The organism is Streptomyces ruber, assembly GCF_014648075.1.
In the GTDB taxonomy this organism is placed as follows: Bacteria; Actinomycetota; Actinomycetes; order Streptomycetales; family Streptomycetaceae; genus Streptomyces; species Streptomyces ruber.
This window is the reverse complement of record NZ_BMQK01000004.1, coordinates 536,361-551,588: the sequence shown is the minus strand read 5'-3', so window position 1 is coordinate 551,588 and position 15,228 is coordinate 536,361. Positions and strand designations below refer to the sequence as shown.

Genomic DNA, 15,228 nt, shown 5'->3' with positions numbered 1-15,228 from the left:
GCGCCCCATTCGAGAACCGTTCGGATAAGGTTCGTCACGTCATCGTTCCTTCGAAGCGGTGGCCAGCCCCCGGCCGGTCGCACGGTGCGGGGGCACTCGCGTCTCGCCATGGTGACGCCCCCTATAGGAGGTTTCGACGCAGAAGCGGCGACACCTGGAACTTCTCTTCGGTAGCGTGAGAGAACGCCCAAACGTCCCCGGGGGAAGTCTTGAACAGCGCACTGAGATCGGCTATGAGGTCGGCCAACCTGTCACCCAGGCAGCTAGCGGCACGGGTGGGCGTCTCCGGTAAAACCGTGGAACGGTGGGTGGCGGACGCCGAACTGATCCCGCACGCCAGAAATCGGGAAGACGTCTGCAAGGCGTTGGGAGTTGACGACGAGATGCTGTGGCCGAAGGCAGCGAAGGACCGGATCAAAACCGGTGGTGACCGCGAGATCATCCGCTCCTACCCCTACCGATCCTCCTGCCCATCGACGCTCTGGGCCGGACTCATCGGAAACGCCAGGACAGACGTACTGTTCGCCGGATACACGAATTACTTTCTCTGGATCGACCAGCCGGCATTCGTCTCGACGCTCCGCGAGAAGCTTGACAGCGGGTGCCGTGTGCGTTTCCTGCTGGGCGATCCCGACGGTGAGGTGACACGCAACCGCGAGCAGGTCGAAGATGTGGCACTCACCGTGTCCACGCGCATCCGGGTCACGCTTGAGCACCTGGGCAGACTCGGTGCACACGAGAACCTGGAGGCGCGTTTCTCCGCAGCGAGCGACGCGACCAACCACGTATCGCTGTCAGTCTTTCGCTTCGACGACGAGGCGCTGGTGACGCCCCACCTGGCGCGCCTGGTCGGGCATGACTCGCCGCTGCTGCACCTGCGGAAGTTCGGCGATTGTGGCATGTTCGCTCGTTTCGCCGACCATGCTGAGGAATTGTGGTCGAGGAGCGCTCCAATGACTTCTGCGGCCTAGGAAAACAGAAGAGATACGCCCATCCCATCGTTTCGCGTCCGGGACCGCGGCCACAGCAGACCGCCTCGCGGTCAAACACCCGAGCAAGGCGATGCTCGACGTCAACGGCACCGAAGGCCGAACGGCTTCGATGGACGGCGGGCCGATGCCGGGCTCATACCCGCAACCCCCGCAACACCAGCCCCACCACCGCCTCGAACTCATCATCGATCCCCGGCTGCTCCCAGTCGCGGACGTAGCACGGGTCGTGGAAGCGGCCCGTGGCGTCGAAGACGGCGCGCGCCGTGACGGCGGGGGACGCGGAGGCGAAGACGCCGCGCCGGACGCCGTCCTCCACGATCGTCGTGAGCTGGCCCGTCAGGTCGGCGATGTGCCGGTCGACCACCGCGCTGTGCTCACCGATCAGCACCATGTAGGTGGCGAAGAGCTCGGGGTCGTCGCCCGCCTTGTGGCGCTTGGCCTCGAACAGGGTCGTGAACCAGGTGCGCAGCCGCGCCTCCGGGTCGCCGTCCTCCGCGACGATGCCGGACAGGGACGCCGACGTACGGTCCAGCCACCGCTCGGTGACCGCCTCCCGCAGCGCCGCCTTGGTACGGAAGTGCCGGTAGACGCTGCCGTGGCTGACCCCGAGCGCGCGCGCCACGTCCACGACGGTGGCCTTCGCCGGGCCGTGGCGGCGCAGCACCTCCTCGGTCGCTTCGAGGATGCGGGCGGCGGTTAGGGGCTCGGACGTCGGTGCCATGTCACAGACGGTACCCGGCGGGTTCGGGCCGCCCGACGTCAGCGTTCGCTGTCCAGGTGGCCCATCTGGGCCTCCGGGTAGCGCTCGCCCGCCGCGGCACCCTCCGGCACCGCCTCCTCGATGGCCGCGAGGTCGGCCTCGTCCAGCGTGACGTCGAGCGCACCGAGCGCCTCCGTCAGCCGGTCCCGGCGGCGGGCGCCCACCAGCGGCACGATGTCCTCGCCGCGCGACACGACCCAGGCGATCGCGATCTGGGCCACGGTCACGCCCTTCTCCTCGGCGATCTTCCGCAGCGCCTCGACCAGGCTCAGGTTGTGCCGGAGGTTCTCGCCCTGGAAACGGGGCGAGTGGGCGCGGAAGTCGTTCGCGGCCAGCTGCCGGTCGGCCGTGAAGTGGCCCGAGATCAGGCCGCGCGACAGCACGCCGTACGCCGTGACGGCGATGCCCAGCTCACGCGTGGCCGGCAGGATGTCCCGCTCGATGCCGCGCGAGATGAGCGAGTACTCGATCTGGAGGTCGGAGATCGGCGCGGTGGCGGCGGCGCGGCGGACGGTCTCCGCGCCGGCCTCGCTCAGGCCGATGTGCCGTACGTACCCCTGCTCCACCAGCTCCGCGACGGCGCCGACCGTCTCCTCGATCGGCACGTCGGGGTCGACCCGCGCGATGCGGTAGACGTCGATGTGGTCGACGCCGAGGCGCTGGAGCGAGTACGCGGCGAAGTTCTTCACCGCGGCCGGGCGGCCGTCGTACCCCGACCAGCCGCCGTCCGGGTCGCGCAGGGCGCCGAACTTCACGCTGAGCAGCGCCTGCTCGCGCCGTGCCGCCGGGGCGGCGCGCAGCGCCTCGCCGATCAGCATCTCGTTGTGGCCCATGCCGTAGAAGTCACCGGTGTCGAGCAGGGTGATGCCCGCTTCGAGCGCGGCGTGGATGGTGGCGACGGACTCGGCCCGGTCCGCCTCGCCGTACAGCGCGGACATGCCCATGCAGCCGAGGCCGAGACGGGAGACCTGGGGGCCGGTGTTGCCGAGGGGAACGGTGCGCATGCGAGCTCCTTGGAATAGCCGTGGCGTGCGACGCGGGGGCGCCCCGCCGGATGACGTGTACCCACTGTCGCATGACAGGTGACAGATTTCAATATTTGTCAGCTGTAACGCGCTGGGTGGGCTCGCGCTTTGGTCATACGATACGTATCGTCTCGCAGTACCCCCACGATCCCGTCCGTCCCGGGAGGACCGTATGGAACGTTTCGTCGATGCAGCACCCGATGTACGCCTCTGGACCGAGAGCCTCGGGCCCGCCGACGCGCCCCCACTGCTGTTGATCATGGGCGCCCAGGCGTCCGGCCTGGGCTGGCCGGACGAACTGGTGGACCTGCTCACCGCGCGGCACCACGTGATCCGTTACGACCACCGCGACACCGGCCGCTCCACGTGGTCGTTCGCCGAGCGGCCCTACCGCATCACCGACCTGGCACAGGACGCGATCGCGGTCCTGGACGGCCTGGGTGTCGCGCGCGCCCACATCGTGGGCATGTCACTGGGCGGCATGCTCACCCAACTGCTCGTCGCGGACCACCCGGACCGGCTGCTCAGCGCCACCCTCATCGGCACCCACGCGCTCAGCACCGTCCCGTACACCCGCGCCGACGGCACCCGCGTACCGCCCGAGGAACTGCCCGGGATCGACGCCCGGCTGCTGGAGCTGTGGGCACGCCCGGTGGAGGAGCTGGACCTGGAGGCCGAGCTGGACCGGCGGGTGGCGCACTGGCGGCTGCTGAACGGCGACCGGCTGCCCTTCGACGCCGCGTACTTCCGCGAACTGGAGCGGAGGGTCGTCCGGCACACCGGGCATCACTCCGTGAACGACGCGCACGCCCGCGCCGATCCCTCGGGCATGGACCGGACCGAGCGGCTGGCGCGCACCGACGTGCCCACCCTCGTCGTATCGGCCCCGGCCGAGCCGGTCGCCCCGCCGCCGCACGACCGGCATCTCGCCCAGGCGGTCCGGGGCGCACGCGTCGTCGAGATCCCCGGCATGGGGCACGCGCTCCCGCGCGAGGTACACGGGCCGCTCGCCGCCGCGATCCTGGAGCACACGGAGCCCATCGGGCACACGCGCCGTCCGCTGAACGGAAACACCGGCTGAACGGAAACACCGGGCGGGCCGGAGACTCCGGCCCGCCCGGTGCACACGGGACCTACTGGATCAGCAGCCGATCAGCCGGCTCGCCAGGTACCCCTCGATCTGGTCCAGCGACACGCGCTCCTGCTTCATCGTGTCGCGCTCGCGGACGGTGACCGCGTTGTCGTCCAGGGTGTCGAAGTCGACGGTGACGCAGAACGGCGTGCCGATCTCGTCCTGGCGGCGGTAGCGGCGGCCGATGGCGCCGGCGTCGTCGAACTCGATGTTCCAGTGCTGGCGCAGCGCCTGGGCGAGGCCCTTGGCCTTCGGGGACAGCTCCGGGTTGCGGGAGAGCGGCAGGACGGCAACCTTCACCGGGGACAGGCGCGGGTCGAGACGCAGGACCGTGCGCTTCTCCATCTTGCCCTTGGCGTTGGGCGCCTCGTCCTCGACGTAGGCGTCGAGGAGGAAGGCCAGCATGGCGCGGCCGACACCGGCCGCGGGCTCGATGACGTAGGGGGTCCAGCGCTCGCCGGCCTCCTGGTCGAAGTAGGACAGGTCCTGGCCGGAGGCCTTGCTGTGGGCGCCGAGGTCGTAGTCGGTGCGGTTGGCGACACCCTCGAGCTCGCCCCACTCGCTGCCGCCGAACTGGAAGCGGTACTCGATGTCGGCGGTGCGCTTGGAGTAGTGGGAGAGCTTCTCCTTCGGGTGCTCGTACCAGCGCATGTTCTCCTCACGGAGACCGAGGCCGGTGTACCAGTTCCAGCGCTGCTCCATCCAGTACTCCTGCCACTTCTCGTCCTCGCCCGGCTTGACGAAGAACTCCATCTCCATCTGCTCGAACTCGCGGGTGCGGAAGATGAAGTTGCCGGGCGTGATCTCGTTGCGGAAGGACTTGCCCATCTGCGCGATGCCGAACGGCGGCTTGCGGCGCGAAGTGGTCTGCACCTGGGCGAAGTTGGTGAAGATGCCCTGGGCGGTCTCGGGGCGCAGGTAGGCGACCGAGCCGGAGTCCTGGGTCGGGCCGAGGTGGGTGGAGAGCAGACCCGAGAACTGCTTGGGCTCGGTGAAGGTGCCCTTGTTGCCGCAGTTGGGGCAGGCGAGGTCGGCGAGGCCGTTCTCCGGGGCGCGGCCCTTCTTCTCCTCGTACGCCTCCTCCAGGTGGTCCGCGCGGAACCGCTTGTGGCAGGAGGTGCACTCGGTCAGCGGGTCGGTGAAGGTGGCGACGTGGCCGGAGGCGACCCAGACCTCGGGGGCCAGGATCACGGACGAGTCGATACCGACGACGTCCTCACGAGACGTCACCATGTAGCGCCACCACTGGCGCTTGAGGTTCTCCTTGAGCTCGACACCCAGGGGGCCGTAGTCCCAGGCGGCGCGCTGGCCACCGTAGATCTCGCTGCAAGGGAATACAAAGCCACGGCGCTTGCTCAGGCTGACGATGGTGTCGATCTTGTCGGCGGCCACGGTGCTCTCTTCATTACGACGACGGAACCAACGGACGGCGTGAAGCGCCTCCACCAGGGTGGTGACCGGGTGACGGGCGGGCGCTCCAGAGCGAATGCTTCAGGGTACCGGCGGGGCCTCCCCCTCAACCAAATCGGTGCCCCGTCGCATCCTTTGTTGACAACGGTTTCCATATTTGTTGAAAATGGGTGTCATGAACGGCATACGACGCCCCCGACGACCCCTGATGTCCGGCACCGCGGTCGCGGCGGTCACCGCCCTCGGTATCGGCGCCCTCTCGGCCTGCGGCTCCTCCGGCTCCGGCGGCACCGCGCAGGGCGGCTCGGACAAGTTCGACGTGGTCGCGTCGTTCTACCCGATGCAGTTCCTCGCCGAGCAGATCGGCGGGGAGCACGTGAACGTCACCTCCCTCACCCAGCCGGGCCAGGAGCCGCACGACCTGGAGCTCAGCACCAAGCAGACCGCCGAGCTCGGCGAGGCCGACGCGGTGCTCTACCTCAAGAGCCTCCAGCCCGCCGTCGACGAGGCCGTCGCGCAGTCCGGCGTGAAGACCCAGGTCGACGCCGCCACCCTCACCGAGCTGGAGGACCACGGCGACGTCTCGCACGACCACGGTCACGAGCACGAGGGTGAGGAGGGCCACTCCGCGGAGGAGCACGCCGACGAGCACTCCGCGGACGAGCACGCCGACGAGCACGCGGAGGACGAGCACGCCCTCGACCCGCACGTCTGGCTCGACCCGGTGAAGTACGCCCAGATCGCCGAGGGCGTCGCCCAGGCCTTCGAGAAGGCCGACCCGGACAACGCGGCGGACTACAGGAAGAACGCCGAGGCCCTGGCCGGGAAGCTCGACGAGCTGAACACCCGGTTCGAGGACGGTCTGAAGAACACCGCCTCCAGGACGTTCTTCACCAACCACGCCGCCTTCGGCTACCTCGCCGAGCGCTACGGCCTGACCCAGGAGGCCATCTCCGGCGTCGACCCGGACAGCGAGCCGAGCCCCGCCCGGATCAAGGAACTCCAGGAGGAGGCCAAGGCGGACGGCGTGACCACGGTGTTCTACGAGACACTGGTGTCAGACAAGACCGCGAAGACCCTCGCCAAGGACGCGGGCCTCAGGACGGACGTGCTCGATCCGCTCGAGGGCATCACCGACAGGTCCAAGGGCGACGACTACTTCGAGGTCATGGAGTCCAACCTCAAGGCGCTGCAGACGGCCCTCGGCGCCAAGTGATCGTTACGGAGGCCCCCTCGTGAGCGAGCCCGTCATATCCCTGCGCGGCGTACGCGCCGAGCTGGGCTCGCGGCCCGTCCTGCGCGGCATCGACCTCACCGTCCACGGCGGTGAGGTCGTCGCGCTGCTCGGCGCCAACGGTTCCGGCAAGTCCACCGCCGTGCGCACCGTCATCGGCCAGGTGCCCGTCGCCGCCGGGGAGGTCGAGCTCTTCGGCACCCCGCGGGCCCGCTTCCGCGACTGGAGACGCGTCGGGTACGTCCCGCAGCGCACCACGGCCGCGGGCGGCGTGCCCGCCTCGGTGACGGAGGTCGTCTCCTCCGGGCGGCTCTCCCGCGCCCGCTTCGGGCTGCTGCGCAAGGCCGACCACGAGGCCGTACGGCAGGCCCTCACGCTGGTCGGCATGGCGGACCGCGCCAAGGACTCGGTGAACGCCCTCTCCGGCGGCCAGCACCAGCGCGTCCTGATCGCCCGCGCCCTCGCCTCCGAACCCGACCTGCTGATCATGGACGAGCCGATGGCGGGCGTCGACCTGGCCAGCCAGGAGGTCCTCGCCGGCACCCTGCGCGAGCAGGTCGGCAAGGGCACGACCGTGCTGCTCGTCCTGCACGAGCTCGGCCCGCTGGAGCCGCTGATCGACCGCGCGGTGGTGCTCCGGGACGGCTGCGTCGTGCACGACGGGCCGCCGCCGAAGGCCGTGGGCCAGCACGCGCTGCCCGGCCACGACCACGTCCACCCGCACGAGGCCGCCGACGCCGCCCCGATCCGCACCGGCCTGCTGAGCTGAGAAGGCACGCATCATGGAAATCCTGGACTACGCCTTCATGCAGCGGGCCCTGCTCGCCGCCGTCCTCGTCGGCGTCACCGCTCCCGCGATCGGCATCTACCTCGTCCAGCGCCGCCAGGCCCTGATGGGCGACGGCATCGGCCACGTCGCGATGACCGGCGTCGGCCTCGGCTTCCTGCTGTCGTGGTCCCCGGTGTGGATGGCGACGCTCGTCTCCGTGCTCGGCGCGGTGCTGATGGAGCTGATCCGCTGGTACGGCCGCACCCGCGGCGACATCGCGCTGGCCATGCTCTTCTACGGCGGCATGGCGGGCGGCGTGATGTTCATCAACCTCGCGCCGGGCGGCTCCAACGCCAACCTCACCTCGTACCTCTTCGGCTCGCTGTCCACGGTCTCCCAGGAGGACGTGACGGCGATCTGCCTGCTGGCGGCCTTCGTGGTGCTGGTCACCCTGGGCCTGCGCCGGCAGCTCTTCGCGGTGAGCCAGGACGAGGAGTTCGCCCGGGTCACGGGGCTGCCGGTGCGCGCGCTGAACCTGCTCACCGCGGTGACGGCCGCCGTGACGGTGACCGTCGCGATGCGCGTCGTCGGTCTGCTGCTGGTCTCCGCCCTGATGGTGGTGCCCGTGGCGGCGGCCCAGCAGCTCAGCCGGAGCTTCGCGGCCACGTTCGTCATCTCGGTGGCCGTCGGGGTCGCCGTGACCATCGGCGGCACGGTCACCTCGTACTACCAGGACGTACCGCCCGGCGCGACCATCGTGCTGCTCACCATCGCCGCGTTCGTCCTGCTCACGGCGCTGGCGACACCGCTGGCCAGACGACGGGCGAAGGCCGCGGGCCGGCCGGTGGCGGATCCGGCCGAGTGCGAGATCGCCGGCACCGGCGAACCGGACGGACGTACGCTTCCGGCCGGGCAGCGTCCCCCGGACGGGGCCGCCGTCCGCTGACGTCTGACCGGGCCCCCTCCGTCCTGGCACAATGGCCCGGCAAGGCGCGAACGTGAGGAGGAAACGGTGACGACCGCTGGATCCGTACGGGGCCGTTCCACCCGGCAGCGTGCCGCCGTGGCCGCGGCACTGGACGAGGTGGACGAGTTCCGCAGCGCCCAGGAACTGCACGACATGCTCAAGCACAAGGGCGACTCGGTCGGGCTCACCACGGTCTACCGCACCCTGCAGTCCCTCGCCGACGCCGGCGAGGTCGACGTCCTGCGCACCTCCGACGGCGAGTCCGTGTACCGGCGCTGCTCCACCGGGGACCACCACCACCACCTCGTCTGCCGCGTCTGCGGGAAGGCCGTGGAGGTCGAGGGCCCGGCGGTGGAGAAGTGGGCCGAGGCCATCGCCGCCGAGCACGGCTACGTGAACGTGGCGCACACGGTGGAGATCTTCGGCACCTGTGCGGAGTGCGCTTCGGCGGCGGACGACTGAAGCCCTCCGGGCGTACGCGGTACGCCTGCTACACCTCGTCGGCGACCGCTGCCGGCATCGGCCGCCGCACCGCCGTGAACAGCCGCGACAGCACCGCCGAGCGGCCACTGTCCGCCCCGGTGGGCGCGATCGCCGCCACCCCGTCCGCGAGCCAGCGGTCCCACGCGGGCCGCTGCGCCGGGTCCAGCCGGCCGTGCTCCTGCGCCATGTCCAGGATGCGGGTGCCGATCTCGGTCGCCATCGAGCCGCCGTGGGGACGGTAACGGCTGCTTATCTCGCCGAGGTGGCAGACGCTCGACCTACCGCCGGCCAGCGCGACGGAGATGTTGAGATACGCCTCGACCCCGAAGTCCGTCGGCAGCGGCGTGCGGACGAGACGGGTGCGGACCGCCCGGTACCCCGTGAGGGCGTTCGCCCCGACATGGCCGACCTCGGGGAAGAACCGGGCCGTCAACGGCTCCCAGATGGTGAAGGTCGTCGCCAGTATCGTCCCCGGGTAGTCGTACTCGAAGTCCCCGAACACCTGGTCCGCGGTGCCCCGCTCGGCGGCGTCACGGAGCAGGGCGGCGAGGTTGTGCTCCGACCTGACGAGGTCCGAGTCGAGGAAGCAGGTCCACTCGGTCGTCACGCCGGCGAGCGCCGCGTTCATCGCGGCGCCCTTGCCGAGCGGGCCGCGCAGCACCTCCGCCCCCGCCTCACGGGCCCGCCGCGCGGTGCCGTCGGTCGAGCCGCTGTCGACGACCAGGACGCGGTCGCCGGGACGGGCCGCCTCGCGTGCCTGGCCGACGATCGTGGCCACGGTGGGCTCTTCGTTGTGGGCGGGAATCACAAAGGTGAACAACGCGAACCTCGGTGCGAACTCGATCGCCAGGTATGGCAAGTACGACAGTTAACGAGTCCACAGCATTACATGACCGGTCAAACCCGATCACGTTCGCTCACGAGGTGGTCTGGTTCCCCTCCATGGCCAGCAGCTCCTCGTTCGGGATCGCCCCGCCGAACCGCCGGTCGCGGGAGGCGAACTCCACGCACGCACGCCACAGGTCACGCCGGTCGAAGTCCGGCCACAGCACGTCCTGGTACACCATCTCGGCGTAGCTCGACTGCCAGAGCAGGAAGTTGGACGTCCGCTGCTCGCCGCTGGGGCGCAGGAACAGGTCCACGTCCGGCATGTCCGGGTAGTACAGGTACTTCTGGATGGTCTTCTCGCCGACCTTGGACGGGTCGAGCCGGCCCGCGGCCACGTCCTCCGCCATCGCCCTGGCGGCGTCGGCGAGCTCGGCGCGCCCGCCGTAGTTGACGCAGAAGTACAGCGTCATCGCGTCGTTGCCCGTGGTCTGCTCCTGGGCGATCTGGAGCTCCTGCACGACGGACTTCCACAGCTTGGGCATGCGGCCCACCCAGCGGATGCGGATGCCCAGCTCGTCCATCTCGTCGCGGCGCCGCCGGATGACGTCCCGGTTGAAGTTCATCAGGAAGCGGACCTCCTCGGGCGACCGCTTCCAGTTCTCCGTGGAGAAGGCGTACAGCGAGAGGTTCTTGACGCCCATCTCGATGCAGCCCTTGAGCACGTCCATCACGACGCCCTCGCCGACCTTGTGGCCCTCGGTGCGCGGCAGCCCGCGCTCCTTGGCCCAGCGGCCGTTCCCGTCCATGACGATCGCCACGTGGTTCGGGACCAGCTCGCCGGGGAGCCTGGGCGCGCGGGCACCGGACGGGTGCGGCTCCGGCGTCTTGTACTCACGGCGCTGGCGCCCCAGGAACCCGCGTACGGCCATGTGCTTCACGTCTCCTAGCGATGATTCGATTCGTCGTGGTGCTCCGGGCCGCCGCCCCGCTCGGCGCTACTTCTCCACGTAGCGCAGCGACCGCAGCCCGCGTTCCAGATGCCAGTGCAGGTACGCGGAGACCAGTCCGCTGCCCTCCCGCACGTACCGCGCCTCGCACGCGTCGGCCGTCGCCCAGTCTCCCGTGAGCAGCGCCGCGAGGAGCGCGAGGGCCTGGGGAGACGGTACGACACTGCCGGGCACCCGGCAGTCCACGCAGACGGAGCCGCCGGAGGCCACCGAGAAGAACCGGTTCGGACCGGGCATTCCGCACCGGGCGCAGTCGCCGAAGCTGGGCGCGTAGCCGTTCACGGCGAGGGAGCGCAGCAGGAACGCGTCCAGCACGAGGTGCGGGGCGTGCTCGCCGCGGGAGAGGGTGCGCAGTCCGCCCACGAGCAGCAGGTACTGCTGGACGGCCGGCTCACCCTCGTGGTCCGTGAACCGCTCCGCCGTCTCCAGCATGGCCGTCCCGGCGGTGTAGCGGGCGTAGTCGGTGACGATCCCGCTGCCGTAGGCCGCGATCGTCTCGCTCTGCGTACACAGCGGCAGCCCGCGCCCGACCAGCTCGCTGTTCCGTGCGAAGAACTGCACGTCCACGTGGGAGAACGGCTCCAGCCGGGCCCCGAACTTCGACTTGGTCCGCCGCACCCCCCGGGCCACGGCCCGTACCCTGCCGTGACCCCGCGTGAGCAGCGTGATGATCCGGTCCGCCTCACCCAGCTTCTGGGTGCGCAGCACGATGCCGTCGTCGCGGAACAGACTCATGCCGTCCATTCTCGCCCACGGCGCCCGTGCTCCGGTCCGGGCGGGTGCTACAGCACCTCGCCCCGGCTGCGGGCGTTCTCGTACGACGTCACCGCGCCCAGCCGCTCGTGGGTGGTCGCGGCCCGCACGGCCTCGGGTTCGCAGTCCCACTCCCGCCCGCCGCCGACCGGCCGGAGCTGGACGTACGGACCCTCGTGGCCCATGACCCGGCCCACCTGACCGGTGCTGGTGTCGACGGCGTACGAGCCGACCGGCAGCCTCTTCCCGCCTCCCCGCCCGGTACTCATCGCGGCGCCGCCGCGAGGCGCGCCGCGCCGTCCGGGCGGCGGCCGCAAGTCGCCCGTCCGATCGCTGGTGCAGGCAACACAATTCCGGCGTCCCCGAGTTCCTGCCGCAATTCCTTCACCGTTTCCTCCACCTCTTCGGCGCATCGCGCCGCGTCTCGTCCCCCGGGTGCTCCGCGTACTTCCTTCACGGGTGCTCCCCTGTGTAATTGAGTTTCACTCATCACACTTCCAGGATGCCGCCCCGCCCATACACTCGGCGACGACGCGCGGGCCGTTGGCCTTGGCCAACGGTCCTCGCGGGGGTCGGCCGGGCGACCGGTGCCCCGTCGTATCAGGCGCTTATATCGGGCAGTCACGGCAGTCAGAGCAAACGTTTCGGAAGCCGCCACCGGAAATCCTCCGGCGTCTCCATCAGAACGGTAAACCGACGGCAAGGCCGGTAAACCGAAGGTAATGAAGAGAGACTGTGGCGAAAGCTGATCGACGTCAGACGATATGCGGAGAATTTTGTGCTTCACCCACGGAAGCGCCGTACATAGCGGCGTTGCCACGGCGTCTCCACCGCGCGCGGGGACCAGCGCTCGCGCACGTACGCCACCGCCTCGTCCGGGGGGACGCCGTCGAGGACGGCGAGACAGGCCAGGGCGGTGCCCGTGCGGCCGCGTCCGCCGCCGCAGGCGACCTCGACGCGCTCGGTGAGCGCCCGGGACCAGACGTCCCGCAGGACGCGCGCCGCCTCGTCCCGGTCGCCGGGCAGCCGGAAGTCGGGCCATCGGAGCAGGCGGGACTCCCAGGGCACCTCGGGAGGCCGGCCACCGAGGAGATACACCGCGTACGTGGGCTCCGGGCCCGGCGGCAGCGGATGGCGCAGACCACGACCGCGGACGAGGCGGCCGGAGCGGAGGCGCAGTACGCCGGGGGCGGCCGGGTTCCAGGGTTCCGTCACCGGCTCAGGGTAGGCAACGCTCCCGGGTCCACGAGAGCCGAACCGGACCCGCGAGGGACGGACCGGGCCCCGAGACACAGACCGGCCCCCGAAGGACCGACCGCACCCGTCAGCCGGCTTCGTCGGGTTTCCTGGTGGCGCGGGACTCGATGCCGCGGAAGTGGTCGGTCATGGCCCGTTGCGCCGCCGTGACGTCGCGGGCGCGCAGGGCCGTGACGATGGCGCGGTGGCGGCGGACGGTGAGCTCGGCCGGGTCGTCCGTCCAGCCGCGGGCGCCCGCGACCCGGCTGAACACCGTCCAGAAGGCCCCCAGCAACTGCGGCACGAAGGCGTTGCCGAGGGGCGCGTACAGCAGCTCGTGGAACTCGCGGTCCAGTTCGGGAAGGGGCTCGCCCGCCCGGCCGGCCGCCTCCATGCGGTCCACCACCGCCGCCAGCAGGTCCAGCTCCGCCTCGGTGGACACCGCCGCCACCCGGCGGATCAGGCCCTCCTCCAGCACCTCGCGCACCTGGAGGATCTCGGCGAGGGCACCCGTCCCGGTGTCGTCGGAGCGGGCGAGCGTGCGGAAGGTCAGGCCATCGGCCAGCGGGTCCAGGGACGCCTGGCCGACGTACGTGCCGTAACCGTGCCGGATGTCGACTATGTCGAGGGCCTGGAGCGCCTTGAGCGCCTCGCGGACCGAGTTGCGGCTCACGCCGAGGTCCGCCATCAGTTCCGTCTCGGTGGGCAGCGGCGCGCCCGGGCCGAGCCCGCGGTCGAGGATCAGCTGCATCACGTCGTGCTGGACCCGGCCGCTCCCCCGCCGCTCGGGCCGGCGCCGCCGGTCCCCGGTCGCTTGAGACATGCGCCGCATCGTACGCCCGGGGCGGACACGCCATTCCTGTGCGATGCCTTGACCCTCTCCGGGCCCCCTCCTATGGTCACGTAGCCCCCTATGACGTAGGACGTCGTACCTCCTCCCCCGCCTGCCGTACCTCCTCCCCCGCCTCTCGCTGCCCCGCCCTCCCTGGAGGAACCGTGCGCGACGTGACCGACGACGTACCGGCGCCGCGCCGCCGGGCGTTCCTGAAGTACTCCGGTGCCCTGGGCGCGGCCACCGTCCTCCCCGCGTCGCTGTCGGCGTGCTCCTGGGGGCCGGAGTCCACCATCTCCACGGGCGGCGGGGGCGGGAGCGGCACGCTGACCGCCGTGATCGGCTACGGCAACGACGGCAGCTGGGACCCCACGCAGACCGCGTCCGCCTTCAACATGGCGGCCAACAACCACATCTACGAGGGCCTGCTCGACACCGACCCGATCTCGCGCGAGCCGTACGCGGCACTGGCCACCGAGGTGCCGGACGAGGGCGCCCTGCGGGGCACGCGCTGGCGGTTCACGCTGCGCTCCGGCGCCACCTTCCACGACGGGAAGCCCGTCACCGCCGACGACGTGCTCTTCGTCTACGACCGCATCCTCGACCCGGACACGCAGACCCTCGCCAAGAACTTCTTCGCGAGCTGGCTCCAGGAGGTGCGGAAGACCGGTGAGCGGAGCGTCGAGTTCGTACTGAAGTTCCCCTTCCCGGACGGGCTCGCCCGGCTCACCCTCGCGAAGATCATGCCGAAGCACGTGTACGGACGGCCCGGCGGCTGGGACGACGCCACCGCGGGCAAGGCGATCGGCTCGGGGCCGTACCGGCAGGCCTCGCACCACCCGAAGTCCAACACCACCTTCGAGGCCTTCGACGCGTACAACGGCCCGCGCCCGCCCGCGTTCAGGACCATGAACTGGCTGACCATCGTGGACGCCGCCCCACGCGTCGCCAAGATCTCGGGCGGCAGCGCGGGCGCGCAGATCGCCGACAACATCCCGTACGCCAACATCGAACGGCTGGAGCGCGGCGGCCTGACCGTGGCGAGCGGCTTCGGGATCAACAACTGCTTCCTGATGTTCAACACGAAGCGCAGGCCGTTCGACGACGTACGGGTGCGGCAGGCCCTGCACTACGCCATCGACACGGAGAAGATGGTGGAGGTCGCCCTCAAAGGGCACGGGAAGCCCGCGAGTTCGTTCCTGAACGAGGCGAACCCCGCCTACCGGCGCGCCAGGACCGTCTACGACCACGACCCCGACCGGGCGCGGGCGCTGCTGAGGGAGGCCGGGGTCGGCGGACTGAAGGTGGACCTCCTGTCCGTCAACGTGAGCTGGCTCGTGGACTGCCTGCCGACCATCAAGGCGTCCTGGGACGCGGTCGGCGTCGAGACGACCCTGTCGCCGCAGGAGACCTCGGCCGTCTTCACCAAGATGGACCAGAAGCAGGACTACCAGGTGGTGGCGGCGGTCTCGAACCCGAACCAGTTCGGCCTCGACGCGGACCTGATCATGCACTACAACTACGGCCCCGAGAACCTCTGGATGGGGTACACCCGCTGGGCCGACGACCCCGTCGCGAGGCAGCTGTTCCGGGACATGGAGCAGGCGACGCGCGAGTCCGACCCGGACCGGAGGCGAGCCATGATCCAGGACTACATCGACGTCGTCGCCGAGCAGGCCGTGCTCTATCCGGTCGTCCACAACGAGCTGATGACGGCGTGGGACCCGACCCGGCTCGCGGGGGTCAGAGCGCAGCCCTACCCGGGGATCAACCTGCTCCAGGCCAAGTGGGCGTGATCGC

Annotated in this window: 16 protein-coding genes; 7 read left to right on the top strand and 9 right to left on the bottom strand. The window is 70.4% G+C overall.

The features are described from left to right. Positions 1 to 308 precede the first annotated feature (308 nt). Positions 309 to 971: an XRE family transcriptional regulator gene (locus IEZ04_RS13765; RefSeq protein WP_308429801.1), complete on the top strand. Its 663-nt coding sequence runs from the start codon at positions 309 to 311 to the stop codon at positions 969 to 971. Positions 972 to 1,125: 154 nt separating this feature from the next. Here IEZ04_RS13765 and IEZ04_RS13760 read toward each other — a convergent pair whose 3' ends face one another. Both IEZ04_RS13760 and IEZ04_RS13755 read right to left on the bottom strand, forming a co-directional pair. Then, a complete protein-coding gene (locus IEZ04_RS13760) occupies positions 1,126 to 1,713 on the bottom strand; it encodes a TetR/AcrR family transcriptional regulator (RefSeq protein ID WP_189217074.1) in 588 nt (195 codons plus the stop codon). Between the two features lie 38 nt (positions 1,714 to 1,751). Continuing rightward, positions 1,752 to 2,756, bottom strand: coding sequence for an aldo/keto reductase (locus IEZ04_RS13755; protein ID WP_189217073.1), 1,005 nt, complete (start codon positions 2,754 to 2,756; stop codon positions 1,752 to 1,754). Between the two features lie 193 nt (positions 2,757 to 2,949). Between IEZ04_RS13755 and IEZ04_RS13750 the strand changes: the two genes are divergently transcribed. Then, positions 2,950 to 3,858 carry an alpha/beta fold hydrolase gene (locus tag IEZ04_RS13750; protein ID WP_189217072.1) on the top strand — a complete coding sequence of 303 codons (909 nt, stop codon included), beginning with the start codon at positions 2,950 to 2,952 and terminating at the stop codon, positions 3,856 to 3,858. A gap of 60 nt (positions 3,859 to 3,918) precedes the next feature. Here IEZ04_RS13750 and IEZ04_RS13745 read toward each other — a convergent pair whose 3' ends face one another. Next, positions 3,919 to 5,301 (bottom strand): glycine--tRNA ligase, encoded by a 1,383-nt coding sequence (locus tag IEZ04_RS13745; protein ID WP_189217071.1) that lies wholly within the window; start codon positions 5,299 to 5,301, stop codon positions 3,919 to 3,921. A gap of 184 nt (positions 5,302 to 5,485) precedes the next feature. Between IEZ04_RS13745 and IEZ04_RS13740 the strand changes: the two genes are divergently transcribed. The 4 genes from IEZ04_RS13740 to IEZ04_RS13725 all read left to right on the top strand — a co-directional run bounded on the left by IEZ04_RS13740 (position 5,486) and on the right by IEZ04_RS13725 (position 8,751). Continuing rightward, a complete protein-coding gene (locus IEZ04_RS13740) occupies positions 5,486 to 6,535 on the top strand; it encodes a zinc ABC transporter substrate-binding protein (RefSeq protein WP_189217070.1) in 1,050 nt (349 codons plus the stop codon). 19 nt (positions 6,536 to 6,554) lie between these two features. Continuing rightward, a complete protein-coding gene (locus tag IEZ04_RS13735) occupies positions 6,555 to 7,322 on the top strand; it encodes a metal ABC transporter ATP-binding protein (protein WP_189217069.1) in 768 nt (255 codons plus the stop codon). A 13-nt stretch (positions 7,323 to 7,335) separates the two neighbouring features. Continuing rightward, the gene (locus IEZ04_RS13730; RefSeq protein ID WP_189217068.1) at positions 7,336 to 8,268 is read left to right on the top strand and encodes a metal ABC transporter permease; all 933 of its coding nucleotides are present in this window, start codon (positions 7,336 to 7,338) and stop codon (positions 8,266 to 8,268) included. Positions 8,269 to 8,334: 66 nt separating this feature from the next. Further along, positions 8,335 to 8,751, top strand: a complete 417-nt coding sequence (locus IEZ04_RS13725) for a Fur family transcriptional regulator (RefSeq protein ID WP_189217067.1) — start codon at positions 8,335 to 8,337, stop codon at positions 8,749 to 8,751. 28 nt (positions 8,752 to 8,779) lie between these two features. Here the strand turns inward: IEZ04_RS13725 and IEZ04_RS13720 are convergent, their stop codons facing one another. The 6 genes from IEZ04_RS13720 to IEZ04_RS13695 all read right to left on the bottom strand — a co-directional run bounded on the left by IEZ04_RS13720 (position 8,780) and on the right by IEZ04_RS13695 (position 13,419). Beyond that, a complete protein-coding gene (locus tag IEZ04_RS13720) occupies positions 8,780 to 9,580 on the bottom strand; it encodes a glycosyltransferase family 2 protein (RefSeq protein ID WP_268245667.1) in 801 nt (266 codons plus the stop codon). Between the two features lie 109 nt (positions 9,581 to 9,689). Next, positions 9,690 to 10,529, bottom strand: coding sequence for an isoprenyl transferase (locus IEZ04_RS13715; protein WP_189217065.1), 840 nt, complete (start codon positions 10,527 to 10,529; stop codon positions 9,690 to 9,692). A gap of 66 nt (positions 10,530 to 10,595) precedes the next feature. Next, positions 10,596 to 11,342, bottom strand: coding sequence for a DNA repair protein RecO (recO, locus tag IEZ04_RS13710; RefSeq protein WP_189217064.1), 747 nt, complete (start codon positions 11,340 to 11,342; stop codon positions 10,596 to 10,598). A 47-nt stretch (positions 11,343 to 11,389) separates the two neighbouring features. After that, on the bottom strand, positions 11,390 to 11,629 hold the full coding sequence (locus tag IEZ04_RS13705) for a hypothetical protein (protein ID WP_189217063.1): 240 nt from the start codon (positions 11,627 to 11,629) through the stop codon (positions 11,390 to 11,392). A 514-nt stretch (positions 11,630 to 12,143) separates the two neighbouring features. Further along, positions 12,144 to 12,575 carry a protein-tyrosine phosphatase family protein gene (locus IEZ04_RS13700; RefSeq protein ID WP_189217062.1) on the bottom strand — a complete coding sequence of 144 codons (432 nt, stop codon included), beginning with the start codon at positions 12,573 to 12,575 and terminating at the stop codon, positions 12,144 to 12,146. A gap of 109 nt (positions 12,576 to 12,684) precedes the next feature. Next, positions 12,685 to 13,419 carry a FadR/GntR family transcriptional regulator gene (locus IEZ04_RS13695; protein ID WP_189217061.1) on the bottom strand — a complete coding sequence of 245 codons (735 nt, stop codon included), beginning with the start codon at positions 13,417 to 13,419 and terminating at the stop codon, positions 12,685 to 12,687. A gap of 173 nt (positions 13,420 to 13,592) precedes the next feature. Here IEZ04_RS13695 and IEZ04_RS13690 point away from each other — a divergent pair, with 173 nt between their 5' ends. Beyond that, positions 13,593 to 15,224 carry an ABC transporter substrate-binding protein gene (locus IEZ04_RS13690; RefSeq protein ID WP_189217060.1) on the top strand — a complete coding sequence of 544 codons (1,632 nt, stop codon included), beginning with the start codon at positions 13,593 to 13,595 and terminating at the stop codon, positions 15,222 to 15,224. Positions 15,225 to 15,228 lie beyond the last annotated feature (4 nt).